Source organism: Collinsella aerofaciens (genome assembly GCF_901212495.1).
In the GTDB taxonomy this organism is placed as follows: domain Bacteria; phylum Actinomycetota; class Coriobacteriia; order Coriobacteriales; family Coriobacteriaceae; genus Collinsella; species Collinsella aerofaciens_H.
Map to the genome: position 1 here is coordinate 21308 of NZ_CAAKNY010000037.1, position 18352 is coordinate 39659.

Annotated in this window: 14 protein-coding genes; 9 read left to right on the plus strand and 5 right to left on the minus strand. The window is 56.9% G+C overall.

Annotation, left to right across the window (positions count from 1 at the left end; translation table 11 throughout):
* Window positions 1-57: 57 nt before the first annotated feature.
* The gene (locus tag SFLMC1_RS03900) at window positions 58-1134 is read right to left on the minus strand and encodes an aldose epimerase family protein (protein ID WP_152074934.1); all 1077 of its coding nucleotides are present in this window, start codon (window positions 1132-1134) and stop codon (window positions 58-60) included.
* A gap of 350 nt (window positions 1135-1484) precedes the next feature.
* Here SFLMC1_RS03900 and SFLMC1_RS03905 point away from each other — a divergent pair, with 350 nt between their 5' ends.
* The 6 genes from SFLMC1_RS03905 to SFLMC1_RS03930 all read left to right on the plus strand — a co-directional run bounded on the left by SFLMC1_RS03905 (window position 1485) and on the right by SFLMC1_RS03930 (window position 9353).
* Window positions 1485-2471 (plus strand): LacI family DNA-binding transcriptional regulator, encoded by a 987-nt coding sequence (locus tag SFLMC1_RS03905; protein ID WP_152075027.1) that lies wholly within the window; start codon window positions 1485-1487, stop codon window positions 2469-2471.
* A gap of 137 nt (window positions 2472-2608) precedes the next feature.
* Entirely contained in the window at window positions 2609-3769 is a 1161-nt protein-coding gene (locus tag SFLMC1_RS03910; RefSeq protein WP_152074933.1) for an FprA family A-type flavoprotein, read from the plus strand.
* Between the two features lie 423 nt (window positions 3770-4192).
* Complete coding sequence (locus tag SFLMC1_RS03915; RefSeq protein ID WP_152074932.1) at window positions 4193-5491, plus strand: substrate-binding domain-containing protein; 1299 nt, start codon at window positions 4193-4195, stop codon at window positions 5489-5491.
* 190 nt (window positions 5492-5681) lie between these two features.
* Window positions 5682-7187, plus strand: a complete 1506-nt coding sequence (locus SFLMC1_RS03920; RefSeq protein ID WP_152074931.1) for a sugar ABC transporter ATP-binding protein — start codon at window positions 5682-5684, stop codon at window positions 7185-7187.
* 18 nt (window positions 7188-7205) lie between these two features.
* Window positions 7206-8861: an ABC transporter permease subunit gene (locus SFLMC1_RS03925; protein WP_152074930.1), complete on the plus strand. Its 1656-nt coding sequence runs from the start codon at window positions 7206-7208 to the stop codon at window positions 8859-8861.
* Window positions 8862-9059: 198 nt separating this feature from the next.
* Window positions 9060-9353: a PTS sugar transporter subunit IIB gene (locus SFLMC1_RS03930; RefSeq protein ID WP_152074929.1), complete on the plus strand. Its 294-nt coding sequence runs from the start codon at window positions 9060-9062 to the stop codon at window positions 9351-9353.
* 180 nt (window positions 9354-9533) lie between these two features.
* On the opposite strand, the gene SFLMC1_RS03935 is transcribed toward SFLMC1_RS03930, so the two are convergent.
* Entirely contained in the window at window positions 9534-10337 is an 804-nt protein-coding gene (locus SFLMC1_RS03935) for a DeoR/GlpR family DNA-binding transcription regulator (protein WP_152074928.1), read from the minus strand.
* Window positions 10338-10672: 335 nt separating this feature from the next.
* Here SFLMC1_RS03935 and SFLMC1_RS03940 point away from each other — a divergent pair, with 335 nt between their 5' ends.
* Window positions 10673-11530: a ketose-bisphosphate aldolase gene (locus SFLMC1_RS03940; protein ID WP_118270749.1), complete on the plus strand. Its 858-nt coding sequence runs from the start codon at window positions 10673-10675 to the stop codon at window positions 11528-11530.
* Window positions 11531-11754: 224 nt separating this feature from the next.
* On the opposite strand, the gene SFLMC1_RS03945 is transcribed toward SFLMC1_RS03940, so the two are convergent.
* From SFLMC1_RS03945 to vsr, 3 genes are all read right to left on the minus strand, one after another.
* The gene (locus SFLMC1_RS03945; RefSeq protein WP_187323848.1) at window positions 11755-12378 is read right to left on the minus strand and encodes an HAD family hydrolase; all 624 of its coding nucleotides are present in this window, start codon (window positions 12376-12378) and stop codon (window positions 11755-11757) included.
* 56 nt (window positions 12379-12434) lie between these two features.
* Window positions 12435-13364 (minus strand): AraC family transcriptional regulator, encoded by a 930-nt coding sequence (locus tag SFLMC1_RS03950; protein WP_158566328.1) that lies wholly within the window; start codon window positions 13362-13364, stop codon window positions 12435-12437.
* Between the two features lie 497 nt (window positions 13365-13861).
* Complete coding sequence (gene vsr / locus SFLMC1_RS03955; RefSeq protein WP_152074926.1) at window positions 13862-14851, minus strand: DNA mismatch endonuclease Vsr; 990 nt, start codon at window positions 14849-14851, stop codon at window positions 13862-13864.
* A gap of 264 nt (window positions 14852-15115) precedes the next feature.
* On the opposite strand from vsr, the gene SFLMC1_RS03960 reads away from it, so the two are divergent.
* A complete protein-coding gene (locus SFLMC1_RS03960; RefSeq protein WP_269319816.1) occupies window positions 15116-15901 on the plus strand; it encodes an ABC transporter ATP-binding protein in 786 nt (261 codons plus the stop codon).
* Window positions 15891-18128, plus strand: a complete 2238-nt coding sequence (locus SFLMC1_RS03965; protein ID WP_152074925.1) for an ABC transporter permease — start codon at window positions 15891-15893, stop codon at window positions 18126-18128. Before SFLMC1_RS03960 ends, SFLMC1_RS03965 begins: the two co-directional genes overlap by 11 nt.
* The last annotated feature ends 224 nt before the right edge of the window (window positions 18129-18352 follow it).

Sequence of the window (18352 nt, forward strand, 5' to 3'; positions counted from 1 at the left end):
TACGGGGGAGTAGACGGGAGTCAAATCGCTGCTCCCCCGCACTTCGAAGAGAGTGGGTTAACGGACGGTTGAGAATCGATAAACGATTGTCGAGCTAAACGGGCGGTCAGGTGAGCAGACAGGGTGTGCCCAATCTGCGTGATGGTTGTTGTCGGGCCAAAACTCGGGCTCAAATGCAACGCCGTCGCGCGGTTTGTAGTCGGCCCCGTTTTTGGCGTTTGTATCGTCGAGCCAGTTGCCGGTGTACAGGTGCGCGCCGGGCGCAGTGACGAAGATGTCGAGTGTGCGGCCCGAACTTAAATCCTGAAGGCACAGGGCGTGACGTGGACCGGCGTCGGGCGCGAAGCCATCAAGGCAGAAGCAATGGTCAAAACCGTGTGCGATCTTGAGTTGTTCATCGTTCGCATCGATGTCACGACCGAGTTTTTTGGGTACGCGGAAATCGAACGGGGTGCCCGCTACCGGGCGAACCTCGCCAGAAGAGACGTTATCCTCGCGCTGGGGGAGAAACGCCTCGGCATCGATCATCGCAACCTGGTCCAGAATCGTGCCGGAATCGTGCCCGGCAAGATTGAAGTAGCTGTGATTGGTCATGTTGACAAACGTGTCGGCATCGGTGACGCAATGTTGCGTGCAGGTGAGCTCGGCGGCACCGGTCGGACCGGCTTGCAGGGAATAGGTCACGGTAAAGCAGCGGTTGCCCGGAAGCCCCAGTTCGCCATCGCGCAGCTTGCAAGTAAAGCTTACCGTGTTGGTGATCTCGTCGACATTGGCGTCCCACACACGCTTGTGGAGGCCGTGTTCAAGGTCGGTGTGAAGATTGTTGGTCTTTTTGGGACCGTCGTTGCGGGTCATCTGATAGACCGTGCCGTCAATCTCGACCTGCCCATTATCCGTGCGGTTGGCCGAAGGCCCGATGGTTCCGCCGTAGCACGCCGGATTGTCAAAGTAGCCATCCAGATGGTCGAAACCAAGCACGATGTCTGCCACGTTGCCCAAGGTATCGGGAACCTCGATGCCGAGGATCGTCGCGCCGTAGTCCATGACGCGCACGTGAGCGCCTGCGCAGACAAGGTCATATACCGTTACCGGCGCGCCGTCGGGGGCGGCGCCGAACAGAGTTGTATTGATCATGAGCGTCCTTTCGAGTACGACGCCATCGCTTGCGCGGCACGGAGCGCAAGCGCCATGGTATCGAAGTGCTTGTCCCTTATGTTAACGTACTCATACGCGAGTGCCATGGACTTCTTCGGATTCCTGCAATCGGTCGAAAATGGGCCGTGAACGGTATTCAGGGAGCGTTGTCGTCACCGTATAACCGCTGATGGGTATAGTGGAGTACGTTAACATTACCGAAAGATGACAAGCCCTCCCAGCGCAACCTGCATTTTCGTTGAGGAGGGGCATTTGGTTTCTCGTGCAGAATCGAAGGTGATTTTGTGGCAAGGCGCCCTTCCAACGATACGGCTTCGCGGCCGGTCTCCATGGCCGATGTTGCCCGTGCTGCCGGCGTTTCGCAGCAGACGGTTTCGCGCGTTGCCAACGGACTGCCCAATGTCAACGAACAGACGCGCCAGCGCGTGCAGGCGGCCATGAGGGACCTCGGTTTCCGTCCGAGTTATGCTGGTCGTTCGCTGCGCGATGGCCGCTACTATTCGGTCGGCTTGTGCGTTAACGACGTTACCAAGTTCGGCAATCTTACAATGATCGATGGCATTGCAAGTGCTGCCCGCGAGCGCGGGTGCGCCATCACGCTGGTCGAGATGTCCAAGACCGAGGAGTTTTCGCTTGCCGAAGCCACTCGGCGCATGGCTGCACTTCCGGTGGACGGCATCATTATCGGCATGAGCCGCTTGGCTCCCGACTTTGAGACCTTTGAGCCTCTGCCGGGCATTGGCACGGTCATCGTTACCATGTATGCGCATCCGCGTGTGGCCACGGTCGACTCTGACCACTATGGCTGCTCACTGCTGCTTATGAACCACCTGTTTGAGCTGGGCCATGAGCAGATTCGCTTTATCGGCGGTCCGTCTTTTTCGGTGGATGAACGGTTTCGCCGGGCGGGTTGGAAAGACGCACTCGAGCGTAAACGTATCAAACCGGTGAAGCCGCTCGAGGGCGACTGGTCTGCCAACAGCGGTTATGAGGCCGGCAGGTATCTGGCGGAGCACGACCGTACTATGACGGCGATTTATGCGGCGAATGACCAGATGGCAAACGGTGCAATTGCCGCGCTTCGTGATAGCGGCTTACGCGTGCCCGAGGACGTGAGCGTGGTGGGCGTCGATGATTCGCTTGACGACTTTGTCGCGCACAACGAGCTCACAACCGTACGATTCGATCTACATCAGCGTGGGCGCGAGGTGGTTGAGCATGCAGTCCCCAAAACGGGGATGTTGGACAAAGCCGTCGCCATTCGTATTCCGGGCCAGCTCATCGTTCGACATACCACGGCGGCTCCGCGCGCATAGTTTTGGCGGGTCGATAGTGGTATATTCCGCACCAATAACAAACGGTAAGGATACTGCCAAATAGCTGCTGGCATGTGACCGAGTGTTATGATAAACGGGTTCTTTTGTCTATCTAGCTATCTAGGAGGCTTTGCCTGATGGAGATCACCAAGGATATCCGCTACATCGGCGTCGATGATCACGACAGCGATCTGTTCGAGGGCCAGTACGACGTGTCCAAGAACGGCATGGCATACAACAGCTACGTCATCCTGGGCGAGAAAATCGCCGTCGCAGATTCGGTCGATGGCGATTTTGTTGATGAGTGGCTCGGCAATCTCGAATCTGTGCTGGACGGTCGCACGCCCGACTACTTGGTCATCCATCACATGGAGCCCGATCACTCCGCTGGTATCGCCGCCTTTATGGAGCGCTATCCCCAAGCACAGATTGTGGCAAGCATGGGCGCCTTTCGTATGATGCTCAACTACTTTGGCACCGACTACCCCGAGCGCAAGATGGTCGTCAAAGAGGGCGATATTTTGGATCTGGGTGGCCACGCCCTAACGTTTGTCGGTGCCCCCAATGTGCACTGGCCCGAGGTGATCTTCTCCTACGAGACCACCGACAAGGTGCTCTTTAGTGCCGACGGCTTTGGCAAGTTTGGTGCCAACGATATCGAGGACCCCGAGGGTTGGGCCTGCGAGGCACGTCGTTACTACTTTGGTATCGTCGGTAAATTCGGCAAGTTTGTGCAGGCTGTGCTCAAAAAAACCGCCGATCTGGATATTCAGATTATCTGCCCGCTCCACGGTCCCGTGCTCACCGAGAACCTGGGCTACTATATCGACGCCTACAACACCTGGTCGAGCTATCAGCCCGAGGACGAGGGCGTCACGATTGCCTATGCGAGTGTGTACGGCCATCTGAAGACTGCGGTCAAAGAGCTTGCGTCTGCGCTCGAGGCTCGCGACCAGAAGGTTTTCATCTTTGACCTGGCTCGCGACGACATGTCCGAGGCCGTCGAGGATGCGTTCCGCTATGACCGCCTGGTGCTCGCTTCCGTTACCTATCAGGGTGATATCTTCCCGTTCATGAGCACCTTTATCCACACGCTTGCCGAGCACGCCTATCAGAACCGTACGGTAGCGCTTGTCGAGGCCGGCTCTTGGGCGCCCGCCGCTGCCAAGGTTATGACCAAGGAGCTCGAGGGCATGAAGGACATTACACTGACGCAAAACAAGGTGACCGTCTTGGGCTCGCTCAACGACGCTTCGCGTGCTCAGATCGAGGCCCTCGCCGACGAGCTTTCTAAATAGCGACACTTTCGCTTTCGTCGCGATAAACCACTACAACCACCACAAAGGGGACAGGCACCTTTGTGGTGGTTTTTGTTTAAGGGCAGATGCCGATGATAAAACGCTTGACCGTGTCGTTACCTGCGGTGACGGCACGGTATTTATTTGTAAAGCACCCTGCTTTACCTTGATTTTTTCAATCTCTCACATACCGTTCGCGTGGCTGTTTCGACCGTTCGGCGTCTTCGATAAAACTCTGGGTAGTCTTTATTCCACAGGCTGTTAACGTACTCAGTAACGACTCGTCCCTGCTGTTGCGCTATGGCAGGGAGCAAGAGCCCGCCGAGGGGCGAAGGATGTTAGCGCAAACATCTAACATCTCCCGGCGCTCGTATTTGGTAGTCAAAGCGCATTAAGGTATGCGCTAAGAAAGGGGAATTCCTCATGGCACTTTCTCGTCGTCAATTCCTTCAGGCTTGCGGACTCGGCGTGATGAGCGTCGCTACTGCCGGCTCCCTTGCGGGCTGCGGTGGCTCTGGTAGCGATGGCGGTGCAGCCGCCGGCGGAAGCGCGAACGCTAAGAAGCCGGTCGTTTTCTACAACCGCCAGCCTTCTAACTCTTCCACCGGCGAGTTGGACATGACTACGCTCAAGTGGAACGATGACACCTACTACGTCGGATTTGACGCCAAGCAGGGTGGCGAGCTCGAGGGCCAGATGGTCGTCGAGTACATCAAGGCCCACGCTGCCGATATCGACCGCAACGGTGACGGCGTCATCGGTTACGTCCTCGCCATCGGTGATGTGGGACACAACGACTCCATCGCTCGTACTCGTGGCTGCCGCAAGGCCCTGGGCACCGCTGTCGAGAAGGACGGCCAGATTGTTTCCGACCCCGTCGGCACTAACACGGATGGTAAGTCGGACAAGGTCAAGGACGGCGAGATCGAGGTCGACGGCAAGAAGTTCAAGATTCGTGAGCTTGCCAGCCAGGAGATGAAGACCTCTGCCGGCGCTACTTGGGACGCCCCGACCGCCGGTAACGCTCTGTCTGGCACCTGGGCTTCCGCTTTCGGTGAGCAGATTGATATCGTCGTCTCTAACAACGACGGCATGGGCATGTCCATGTACTCCAACTGGGCCAAGGAGAACAAGGTCCCCGTCTTTGGTTACGACGCCAACTCCGATGCCGTTGCCGCCCTGGGCGACACCGACTTCCCCTATGGTGGCACCATTTCCCAGAACCCCGCTGTCCAGGCTTACCTCACCCTGCGTCTGCTCCGCAACTCTCTTGACGGCGTCGACGTCAACACCGGCGTGGGAAAGGCTGACGATGCCGGTAACGTCATCGCCAAGGACGACTTTAAGTACAGCGAGGAGGATCGCTCCTTCTACGCGATGAACCTCGAGGTTACGGCAGACAACTACAAGGACTTCATGGACCCGGCGAACACCCTGTACGAGACGGCTCAGGCCCAGCTCGATGAGGGCGATAGCGCCAAGAAGAAGGTCTGGCTGAGCATTTACAACTCCGCCGACAACTTCCTGGGTTCAACTTACAAGCCGCTGCTCGAGAAGTATGCTCCGCTGCTCAACCTCGATCTCGAAGTTGTCCAGGGCGACGGCCAGAACGAGTCCTCCATTACTAACAAGCTTGGTAACCCGGCCGACTTCGATGCCTTTGCCATTAACATGGTTAAGACTGACAACGGCGCTTCTTACACGTCGATTCTTGGCCAGTAGGCTGTGATTGCTCGCGAGAGCATGCAAGTATGTTGGCAAGGGGGATCAGGAGGCTGCTCCCCCTTGCTTTATCAGAGACTATGAGTACGTAAACATTTCGTTATGGTCTCATATCAGGACGTTCTCCCTATCGTAGCTGCGCAAATAAGGTTGCACGGGGAGGATATCGAGGGAAACGAGGGGTGAATACATGTCAGACAAGCAAGACGACATCGTCCTGTCGATCCGAGGGATGAGCAAGACGTTCGGGCGCAACCGCGTACTCGATCACATCGACCTCGACGTCCGCCGCGGCACCGTCATGGGCCTGATGGGTGAGAACGGCGCAGGCAAGTCCACGATGATGAAATGCCTGTTCGGCACTTATCAAAAGGACGAGGGTTCCATTTTCCTCGATGGCAAGGAGGTGAGCTTCTCCGGTCCTAAGGATGCTCTCGAAAACGGCATCGCCATGGTCCACCAGGAGCTCAACCAGTGCCTCGAGCGTAACGTGGTCGATAACCTGTTCTTGGGCCGCTATCCGGTTAAGGGCGGCGTGATCGACGAGGCGCGCATGCGCAAAGAGGCTTCGGACCTGTTCCGTCGTCTGGGTATGACCGTCAACCTGACCCAGCCCATGAAAAACATGAGTGTCTCTCAGCGCCAGATGGTCGAGATCGCCAAGGCTATGTCCTATAACGCCAAAGTTATCGTTTTGGACGAGCCTACCAGTTCGCTGATGGCGCAGGAGGTCGATAAGCTGTTCGAGATGATGCGTAAGCTCAAGGAGCAGGGCATCGCTCTGATCTACATCTCGCACAAGATGGACGAGATCTTCGAGATCTGCGACGACGTGTCGGTTCTGCGTGACGGTAATCTGGTTATGACCAAGCGCACGAGTGACACCAACATGAATGAGCTCGTAAGCGCCATGGTCGGCCGTTCGCTGGACAACCGTTTCCCGCCCGTGGATAACATTCCCGGCGACAACGTTCTTTCGGTGCAACACCTGTCCACGAAATTCGATCCGCACCTGGTGGACATCACCTTCGACGTGCGCAAGGGCGAGATCTTTGGTCTGTACGGTCTGGTCGGTGCCGGACGTACCGAGCTGCTCGAGACGATCTTTGGTATTCGTACCCGTGCGGCAGGCCGTGTGTACTTCCGTGACCGCCTGATGAACTTTTCCTCGGCGCGTGACGCCATGGAGCACGGCTTTGCTCTGATTACCGAGGAGCGCAAGGCAAACGGCCTGTTCCTGAAGGGCGACCTGACGTTTAACACCACCATCGCTAACCTTGATCAGTACAAGAGCGGCCCCGCGCTGTCCAACGACAAGATGGTTCGCGCGACGAACAAAGAGATCAAGACCATGCATACCAAGTGCATGGGTCCCGATGATCTGATTTCGAGCCTCTCTGGCGGCAACCAGCAAAAGGTCATTTTTGGTAAGTGGCTTGAGCGCTATCCGCAGGTGTTCCTGATGGACGAGCCCACCCGTGGTATCGATGTTGGCGCTAAGTATGAGATTTACCAGCTCATTATCGACATGGCTAAGAAGGGCACTACGGTCATCGTGGTTTCCTCCGAGATGCCCGAGATTCTCGGCATCACCAACCGCATTGGCGTCATGTCGAACGGACACCTTTCGGGCATTGTCAACACCAAGGAGACAAACCAGGAAGAGCTGCTCCGTTTGAGTGCCAAGTATCTGTAGATGAAGGGGATGGAACACATGCCTACCGTATCCGGTAAGATTCTGTCGGTCGAAGAGGAGACCAAACTCCTCCAACCGATCGACAGCTATGTTAACGAGATTCAGAAAAAGGTCGATGACCTGCGAGCCGACGGCACCACGCGCATCGTGGAGCTGCAGAGCAGCATTGACGCCACCAAGAACGACCGCGTGCTCACCAAGGCCGAGCGCGACGAGGCCATTAACAAATTCAAGGCCCAGATGGAGAAGGCCAAGCAGGTCGAGTCTCAGAACAAGGGTCAGATCAACTCGCTCGTTGCCGACGCCGAGAATTACCTGAAGGCTCATTATGAGTCCGAGTATCTCGCTTCCGTTAAGGCCAGCTGTGCCGCCGAGCGCGAGGCTGCCAAGGCTGCCTATCAAAAGCAGCTCGCCAAGCTCGAGAAAGAGCACCAGGAGGGCATCGCCGGTATCACCGACCAGGCCGAGATCAAGGAAGAAAAGTACGTCTACAAGAACAAGCAGTTCGACGCCAAGGTGACTTACCAGCAGGAGCTTCAGCAGATTAAGGATCGTGAGCATGAGGCTTTTGCCTATCGTTATCACCTGATCGACCTGCTGCGCATCGGCAAGTTTACGTTTGCCGAGAATATGGCTCAGCGCTGGGAGAACTACAAGTACACATTCAACACGCGTACGTTCTTGCTTAACAACGGCCTGTACATCGCCATTGCGCTCATCTTCATCGCGCTGTGCGCCATCACGCCGGTTGTTAAGGGCACGCAGCTGCTCACGACTCAGAACGTGCTGAACATTTTCCAGCAGGCTTCGCCCCGTATGTTCTTGGCGCTTGGTGTTGCCGGACTGATTCTCCAGACCGGTACCGACCTGTCGATTGGCCGTATGGTCGGTATGAGTATGGTGGCGTCTACCATCATCATGCACGCCGGCCCTAACACCGGTACCGTGTTTGGCATCGCTTTCGACTTCTCCACCATGCCCGTCGTGGGCCAGATTATCCTGGCACTTGTTGTCTGTGTTGTCCTGTGCACCGCATTTTCTGCCATTGCTGGCTTCTTTACCGCTAAGTTTAAGATGCACTGGTTCATCTCGACGATGGCCAACATGCTCATCATCTTCGGCCTCGTCACCTATGCCACCAAGGGTGTGTCCTTCGGTTCGATCAATCCTCTGATTCCCGCCATGGTCACTCCGCGTATTGGCAGCTTCCCGACGATCATCCTGTGGGCTGTCGCTGCTATCGTGGTCGTGTGGTTCATTTGGAACAAGACCACCTTCGGTAAGAACATGTTCGCCGTCGGCGGCAACCCCGAGGCTGCTTCCGTCTCTGGCATCAACGTCTTCGCTGTTTCCATTGGCGCCTTCATTCTCGCCGGCATCCTGTACGGCTTTGGTTCTTGGCTCGAGTGCATCCGCATGGTCGGTTCTGGCTCCGCTGCTTACGGCCAGGGCTGGGAAATGGACGCTATCGCCGCGTGCGTTGTCGGTGGCGTTTCCTTCACCGGCGGTATCGGCAAGATTTCCGGCGTCACCGTCGGCGTGCTGATCTTCACCGCTCTTACCTATGCACTGACCATTCTGGGTATTGATACTAACCTACAGTTCGTGTTCTCCGGCCTGATCATTCTCGTCGCCGTTACGCTCGACTGCCTCAAGTACGTCCAGAAGAAATAGCGATCTTCGCATCTCCGCGTGATATAAAAGGGGAGCCGGCTGCCATCCTCCGGCCCCCTTTTTTAAAGGCGTGGGGTGCAGCTTGTAGTTATTTGGGATTGACGAGTGTGGCGCAAGACTCGGTCGCTATGCTCGTATTCCAAGTTGATAGCCGTCTTGTCTTGCGGACAAGATTAAAGAGGGAGGCAGGGTTTCCTTATGAAAAAGGTCCTCGTCTGTTGCAACACCGGTGTGACCACCAGCCTGCTGGTCGCAAAGATTAAGGCCGTCGCCGAGACTCGTGGTCTCGAGATCGAGATCGAAGCATCGCCGATTTCCACCGCCGCCGATCATATCAGTGACGCCGATGCCGTTTTGCTGGGGCCGCAGGTCGGTTTTGCCAAAGAGGCTTTTGAGGAAGCCGGTGCCAAAAACGTTCGCGTTATCACCACCGAGGATTACGCCACGCAGAATGCAAAAAGTATCCTAGACAGTATTGAAAGCATCCTGTAGTCGCAATCCAGCCATGACGGCGTCGCATAGGGGGCCTATCCCTATGCGACGCCTCATGTTCCGCTGCAAAGGGGGCAGGCACCTTTGCGGCGGTTTTTGCTTTGAGGCCCAATTGCCTCGTTGCTATCGACGTTTTGGTTGAAACCATCACGAAGGTGCACCGTCCCCTTTGTGCTGGAATTAGGCGGCGGCGATGATGAGGTTGGGGTTGGTGCGGTCCGAGATTGCGACGAGGGAAGATTCGACGATGCCGTTGGGGTCGTTGTCCATGACGATGGCATCCACGTCGGCAAGCTGCGCAAAACGATACATACCGCGCCCGTCGACCTTGCTGGCATCCATAAGCACCACGCTTTTGCGGGCGGCTCCAATCATGGCGGCCTTGGTCTCGGCCATCTGCGGAAAGTCCGTGGTAAAGCCGCAGTCTGGAACAAAAGCGCCAGGGCACATGACGGCAAGGTCGGCGTGGACCATTTGGAGCGCCTGCATGGTAAGAGGGCCGTACAGATAGCGATGACCCTTGCGCAGCGCGCCTCCCAGCATGACAACATCGACCGAGGGCATGCTCTCGTCGATGTAATCGGCAATGGTGATGTCGGCCGTGATAACGGTGATGCCGTCGCGCTGGTCGAGGAGCCGGACAAACTCAAGAGCGGTGGTGCCCGAGTCAACGAGCAGCGTATCGCCGTCATTGACGAGTTCCATGGCACTTTGAGCGATAGCTTGCTTGGCGGCAACGTTAACGTTAATACGGCGATCCTGCGTGGAAACGGTCAAGCGCTTGTGGAGCGATACGGCGCCACCATGTGTGCGGCGCAGCTTGCCGGATTCGGCGAGCGCGTCCAGGTCGGCGCGAGCGGTGACGGAGGACACGCCAAAGGTCTGGGCGATTTCGGCTACCTGTACCGAGGCGTTGTGCTCGAGCATTTCCATGATGGCGGCGCGACGTTCATCGGCAAATGCACGGTTTGCTACGGGGGCCATGGCTGCTCCATTCTTGACCGAAATTTGCAGGAATTGTGTTGAGTCTATTTTCGTTCATTTTCTTTTTTTGTAAGAAAACACCTTTCGATTACTTATCTTTTCTATAAAAGAAAGGCGCATAACGCCCAAAATTCAATATCGAACACGCCCACTCGGCTCCAATTCCTTCCGTTTACTTTTCAAAAACGACTGTATTGACCTGCATGGGCTCAATATCTCGCACGCGCAAAGCCGCTGAATTTCATACAATAAACGCAGCAAAACACAAGGTAAAACGCCTTGTGAACAACTACGCCCGATGTCCAGATGCGGGCGAGGGAGAGGAGCAAACGCTCATGGCACTTGTTACCACCGAAAAGATGCTCAAGGACGCTCAGGCCGGCCACTACGCCGTCGGCGCGTTCAACGTCGAGAACCTCGAGTTTGTTATGGCCATTCTGGCCGCTGCCGAGGAGACCAAGTCCCCCGTCATCATGCAGACCACCCCGGGCACCATCAAGACCGCTGGTCTGGACTACTTCTACGGCATGGTGAAGGCCGCCGCCGAGCGCGCTTCCGTGCCCGTCGCTCTGCACCTCGATCACGGCGATGGCTATGACCGCTGCATGCAGGCTTTCCGCACGGGCTACACCTCTGTCATGATCGACGGTTCGCACGAGTCCTTCGAGGACAACATTGCCCTGACCAAGTCCGTCGCCGATGCTGGCCGCGCCATGGGTGTGCCTGTCGAGGCTGAGCTCGGCAAGGTTGGCGGCAAGGAGGACGATGGTCCCGCGGTTGAGGGCGAGAGCCCTTACACCGATCCTGTCGAGGCCAAGGAGTTCGTCGAGCGCACCGGCTGCACCTCGCTGGCCATTGGCGTTGGCACCAGCCACGGCGTGTACACGAGCGATCCTCACATCGAGCAGTCCGTGGTCAAGGCCATCCGCGACGCCGTCGACGTGCCGCTGGTTCTGCACGGCACCTCCGGTGTGCCCGATGAGCAGGTTGCCGAGGCTGTGAAGAACGGCATCTGCAAGGTTAACTACGCCACCGAGCTACGTCAGGCCTACACCAAGGGCTTCATGGCCTACATGGCCGAGAATCCCGCCTGCTTCGATCCCAAGAAGCCGGCCAAGGAGGGTATGCGTGAGATCACCGAGCTGGTTAAGATCCGCATGACCAACCTCAACTCCGTGGGCAAAGCAGAGTAACAACAAGGGTACTCTGATCCCACCGGACGGTTTGGGCGGGTCCCGTACTTAGTTTCCAAAACGTCCTCGCGCATGAAGGCCCCCGTTGTCTCGCTTCTTCGAAGCGTTGACAACGGGGGCCTTCGCGCTGCGGAATGATTTTGGAAACTAAGTACGGGACCCGCCCAAACCGTCCTGCTCAATCGCCCTTGTGGTGTTGGGGCTGAAAGGGTGGGACGCGTGGGTTATTTGGTTGTTAGGGTTAGTAGGTCGTTGGGGGTTTTGAGGTTGTAGGTGGCGTTTGGGATGTCTTGGTGTGATCCCCATGCTGCTCGGGCAAAACTGACCCCTGCCGAAGTTGCGCATTGTTCGTCGTAGACGGTGTCGCCAACGTAGATGACGTTGCCAGGATTCGCGCCCGTACGCCGGAGATATTCGAGCATGGGAGCGGGTGCGGGTTTATGTTCGGTTGTGTCTTCGACAAGGATGATGTGCTCAAAATACTTATCGAAGCCAAGGGGTGCAATTTCTTCTGCGTATTCGTCGCGCGCACGTGAGGAGACGATGCCAAGTTTGCAGCCGTTGTCGGAGAGTGTTGCGATAACTTCGTGCAAGCCGGGAAACACGCTGATGGTGCTTTTGAAGCTGGCGGCAACTTGGCACCAGCGATCCAGCGTTGCCTGTGAGTAGATCCCAAGTTTCTCAAGGGCATCCTTGCCGGGTATGCCGAGGGCAAAGTCAAGCTCGTGTCGGGGAAGCGTTTTGCCGGTTTCTTCTTGGATAATCTGGCCAAGCGATGACAGCACGCTTTCTTCTGTATCTGCCAATGTCCCATCAACGTCAAACACGATATAGTCAAAGTACTTCATATAGTAGCTCCTATCCATTGTTTGCCTGCAAGTTTGATGCAGTGACAGAAGAAGGGCTAGCGGGATTTCTGCCTGGTACTATCGAGATTCTGCCTCGCTGCTCGATAGCTCGAAGGAGTGCATCCCATTTGTTCTTTAAATACCTGGCCAAGATGGCTTGCTGTCGCAAAGCCGCATTGGCGCGCGACTGTCTGGACCGTTCGCGTGGTGTGTGCCAAAAGTTCGCAAGCACGGTTTACGCGGTATGCGCGCAGATATGCCGCTGGGGTCGTTCCTGCGCAAGCTTCGATAATGCGGTAACACTCTCTTTCGCTTACGCCGGCTGCAGATGCCATCTGGGGCACATCTATAGCGGCTGCATAGTTTGCGCGGATATAGTCCAGGATTGCCTTGAACTGTACGTCGCGGTTGGTCATCCAAGAGGCGTTGTCGGAGGAAAAGAGCGGTTCGGCCTTGGCGTAAATCTGAATCCAGAGCTCTGACAAGCTATTCCGAAGCGCCATCTCGTTCTGCGGCCGTTGAAGGTCGTGGTTAAAGGAACTCTTTAGCAAATCGATAAAAGGCATATCGTCGGGGTTGGTGGGCGACCATTTGAGCACATCGACGCCTCGACATTGCAGCAAAGGATTGATATAGCGCTTTTGAAGGCGTCCCGCGGGATCGCCGAGCATCGACGGCTGAAAGATATGCAACATTTGAATGGCTGGTGCCGAATTGGGTGATTGCAGCGTGCTGTGCAAAACGCCGCCGTTGATAAAGCCGGCGGACCCTTCCTCAAAGCGTACGTGCTCATGAGCCGCGCGCGTTCGATAGTCAATCGCTCCCTGCTCCATGTAGAAAAGCTCAACTTCGGAATGCCAGTGCCAGGGGACGGAATTGCCCGGATAGCGAGCGAATTCTGCGCGTTCGGCAATATAGGGCCAGTCTTCGGCGGTCTCGGGAAACGCTTCCTCGCGTCCTCCGCGGTGCAATTCTATGTGATCCATGTTTCGCATGGCATCAGTATAAAGCGCGATGGGCTTAGATTGCTCTTGCCTGTTCGGGGAACGCCTTGTCTAGGGATGCTTGGAGTTTTTCGAACGACGCTCGCAAGTTGAGGCTCTGGTCGGTTGAGCGTTTGGATTTTGGGGTTGGGGAGTCGAGGAGGCCGTTTCTCTGTGTCGGGGGGAAGGAGAAAAGGTTTGCATGATTTAGGGATGGCTGCTGTGCTGCGTCATTGGAAGAATGCATGCTTATGCGGCCTCCTCGATGTCCACCAAAAGATTGCGCTCGGGGTATGCTGCTAGGTCCCGTGCGCTGGCAGTATTATGCCGCGGCTGCTGCAAAGAAGCGCTAAAGAAAGGCTTAACCTGGTTTGGTGTTACGATGAAACTGCAGGTCAGAGGTATTGAATAACACTCTTGAAAGGTTTTGAGCTTAAGGACTTTCTAAGGTTTGTGACGTGAATATGGCGCGGACGTGCGGAGCGTGTGAATGCTCGCTGTTAGCGCTGCGGCTCTGCGGCGCGCACCTGCTCGATGACCTTTTCCATCGTGGCGTCGATGCGGTCTTTTTTGAGCTCGCATTCCCAGATGGTTATGGGTGTCCAGCCCATTTGAGTGAGTGCTGCCACGGCAGCGCGGTCGCGCTCGATGTTGCGACGGAACTTTGCCTCCCAAAACTCAACGTTGCGCTTGGGCTGGCTCGGGTTGCACTTGGGGCAGCGGTGCCAAAAACAGCCGTTGACGAAGATGGCGATCTTGCGGCCGGGGAAGGCGATGTCGGGCTTGCCGGGAACCTTCCATTCCAAGCGATAGCCCGTAAGGCCCGCGGCGCGCAGACGCTGGCGAACGAGCAGCTCGGGCTTGGTGTTGGCGCGCTTGTTGCCCTTCATGGACTTTTTGATGGCGGCGCGACGGCGCACGAGTTCACGCTCGTCGGCGGAAAGATCCGAGGTATCGATGCCGTCGAGTAGGCCGGGCTTGGGACGCTTCTTGCTGCGGCGCTTAGGTGCGCGCTTGGATTTGGCGGCAGGCTCGTCAGCCGTGGCGGTCTCGGCGTCGTTGGTGCTGCCGTTGGCCTCAAGCCGGTCTTCCTTCAGCTCAATCAGGGCATCAATGAGCCCCTTGTCGGCGGGCATCCATTCCACCGTGGCAAGTGAGGCGCGCGGAATCCAGCGGATATCGAGCTGACGGTCATGCTTCTGGGGCTCATCGGATTCATCGGCGAGCGAGCAGTAGTAGCACTCCATGGAGAGATGAAAATCGGGGTAGTCATATTCAACGGTATAGAAATCGCGCAGGTTGGTGACTTTTACCTGTAGCTCTTCCATGAGCTCGCGGCGCACAGCGTCTTCGGGTGTTTCGCCGGGCATGAGCTTGCCGCCGGGGAACTCCCAAAGTCCCTGCATGTCGCCGTAGCCGCGCTGCACGGCCAGTAGTTCGTCGGATCCTTCCTTGCGAATGATCCCAGCAGCAACATGAACGGTCTTCAACAGGAGTCCTTCCTCAACATCGATACGTGGGGTAGCTAATTTGGGACGGGGCTATTTTAGCTACCCCCATACGGCAGCTGATATTTGTCCCAACCCCAAATAGGTCGTCGGTAGACAAAGGGTAGCTAAAATAGCCCCGTCCCAAATTAGCTACCCAGCGCTACCTTACACAACGGTAAGGCAACCGTAAGCCATATCGATGGTAGCCGACTCGGCTTCTTGCGACTATAGATGCCGTAGACTAATCGCAAGAAAGGACTCGGAATGCAAACCACGCACATGGCGACCCCGGTACTGGAGGTCGCGAATCTCGAAAAAGTATATGGAGCGCTGGGCAACGTGACCCGCGCGCTCAACGACGTCAGCTTTACCGTCAACCGCGGCGAATTTGTTGGCATCATGGGCGCCTCGGGCTCGGGCAAGTCGACGTTGCTCAACTGCGTCTCGACCATCGATAGCGCCACGAGCGGCACCATCCGCATCAACGGGCAGGACGTTACGCGCATGAAGCAGGCTAAGCTTTCGCAGTTCCGCCGCGAGGAGCTCGGCTTTATCTTCCAGGACTCCAACCTGCTCGATACGCTCACGGCACGCGAGAACATCGCCCTGCCGCTCACCATCGCCCGCACAAACTCGGCAGAGATCTCGACCCGCGTGCAGGATGTGGCCGCGCGTCTGTCCGTGAGCCAGGTGCTCGACAAATATCCCTACCAGATGTCCGGCGGCCAGCAGCAGCGCGTTGCCGCCTGTCGCGCGCTTGTCACCGACCCCACCATGATCATGGCCGACGAGCCCACCGGTGCCCTCGATTCCAAGAGCGCTCGCCTGCTGCTCGAGAGCCTGGAGGCCCTCAATCGCCGCCTGCGCGCCACCGTGCTCATGGTCACGCACGACAGCTTTGCCGCCAGCTACACGAGCCGTGTGCTGTTTATTCGTGACGGCAAGATCTTCACCGAGCTGCGCCGCGGCGACACCGACCGCCGAGAGTTCTTCGACCGCATTATGGAGGTCGTTGCCATGATGGGCGGTGAGGGCTCCGATGCTCTGTAAACTCGCTTGGGGCAACGTCCGCCGCGCCGGCCGCGACTACCTCGTTTACTTGTTGACGCTCACCCTGGGCGTCACGGTCTTCTATGCCTTTAACACCGTCTCGATGCAGGTCGACATCGCCGGCATCAAGGAAGCGGGCTTGTCCGAGGTCATGGGTATCATGCTCGGCTACCTCACGTACTTTTTGGCCGGCGTCATGGCCTTTTTGATGGTGTACGCCAATAACTTCATCATGAAACGCCGCAAAAAGGAGTTTGGCCTGTACCAGGTACTCGGCATGGGGCGTGGGCGCGTCGCCACGATCATGGCGCTCGAGACCGTGATCGTTTCGGTCGGCGCCTTTATCGCCGGCATCGTGCTGGGCGTGGGGCTCTCTCAGCTCATGGTATTCTTTACGGCCTCGCTCTTTAAGACACAGATCGCCAATTTCCACTTCTTTTTCTCGGTGCATGCGTTCAACCTGACCCTTGCCTGCATGCTCGTAATGTTTGTGCTCACGTTGCTGCTGAACCTTCTCGCCGTGCGTCGTACCAAACTCATCGAGCTCATGGGTGCCGAGCGTCGCAACGAGAGCATCAAGACACGCAACCCCTGGATCGCGATTGCCATCTTTGCCGTGGGCGTGGTGCTGGTGGGCGTGGCCTATTACCGTCTGCTACGTGATGGGATCCCGCTCACCGATACGGACAGCAAGATGCAAGAGGCCATGAACCAGTTTGGCATCACGACCGCTATGGTTACAGTGGGCACCTTTGCCCTGTTCTGGGGACTCTCGGGCATGCTCATCAAGCTGCTGCAGAGCCTGCGCGGTGTGTATTGGCGCGGTCTCAACATGTTTACCGTGCGCCAGCTTGCGGCCAAGGTCAACACGGTGTGCTTTTCGATGGGCGTCATCGCGATGATCCTGTTCCTCGCCATTACCTCGGTGACGTGCGGTATGTCGATCGCCAACGTGATGAACGAGAATCTGGAGCGCTATACGCCGGTCGATATGTCGCAGACGTATATCTATTACACGCCCGATGATCTCGACCATTACAAAGAGTATGCTGACCCGTCTGAGGCCGATCGTATGGTGCCGGCCGACGCAACGGTCGACTTGTACTCTGCATGGCATGGTGAGCTTGTCGATCCGGACAATGATACGGAGAGTATTTATGGTAAGTCGGCGGACAACAACCTCGAGACCGGCAAGAAGGTCAATATCGCCGATGTTGCCGGTGAGCATGTGCAGATCGATTCGTATCTGAGTTATCCGCTTGGCGGCTCGGATCCTTCGGTGACTCCAAGTGAGATGTGCAAGATCATGGGCGAAAAGCTCCCCAAGGCGCTCGAGGGTAGCAACGCCGACACGACAGGCCTGTCTGTGACGCCGGCAAGTCAGTACAACAAATTGCGTCAGATGATGGGCAAGGAGCCGGTGAGCATTGGTCGCGACCAGTACTTGCTCACGTGTGATATGGGCGGCGAGCTGGTCGACATGTACACCAAGTATATGGCTGGCGGCCATGCCCTTACCTTGGGCGGGCATACGCTCAAGCCCGCTGGCGACAAGTCGGACGAGGATACGGCTGCCATCGCCAACTCGGCGATGGGCAGTAATCCGGGTACCGTCGTCGTTGCCGACGAGCTGTTGTCCCAACTTAATCTGCAACCGTATTCCAGTAGCCTGCTCGTTAACTACAAACAGGGGATGGATGCGACCGAGGCAGACGAGAGCATTAAATACACTGCGCTCGACAATCTACTCGTTGACGGCAAGGAGCCGGGGTCGTGGGGACTCTTCATCACACGCTCCGAGATGTACACGCAAGCAGCGCAAATGAACGGTCTTATTAGCTACCTAGCCATCTACATCGGCTTTGTATTGGTCGTTGCATGCGCGGCGATTCTGTCGATCCAGCAGCTCTCCAATGTGGCCGATGGCAGCCGCAGCTATCGTGTGCTGGCGCAGATCGGCTGTGACGACCGCCAGATCCGCCATTCGGTGATGGCACAGCAAGCGGTGTTCTTCCTGTTCCCGCTGGCAGTAGGCCTGGCGCACTCCTTTGTGGCGCTCAAGGTGATTATCGACCTGGTGAGCACGTTCGGTCATATGAGCATCGGCGGCACCGTGGGCCTCACCTGCGCGATCTTCTTGGCATCCTACGGCGGCTACTTCTTGGTAACTTACCTCATGAGCACTGGCATAGTGCGAGCCGCCATCGCCACCCGCTACAGCGAGTAACAAGCGGGCAAAACCGTTGCAAAACCAGTGCGAACAACCGCCGCGAAGGGAGTCCAGCCCCCCTTCGCGGCGTTTTTTGCCTGACTGATGAGTCTCAAGACCAAGTGAGTAGACTTTTTTGGATCTGTCGAGCACATCGCGGGTGGCGCCCAATAAAACAGCAGGTCAGGGCTGTGGCGTTTTGGGGCGTGCTTGGCCTCCTGCAAAAAGCCTACTCACTTGGT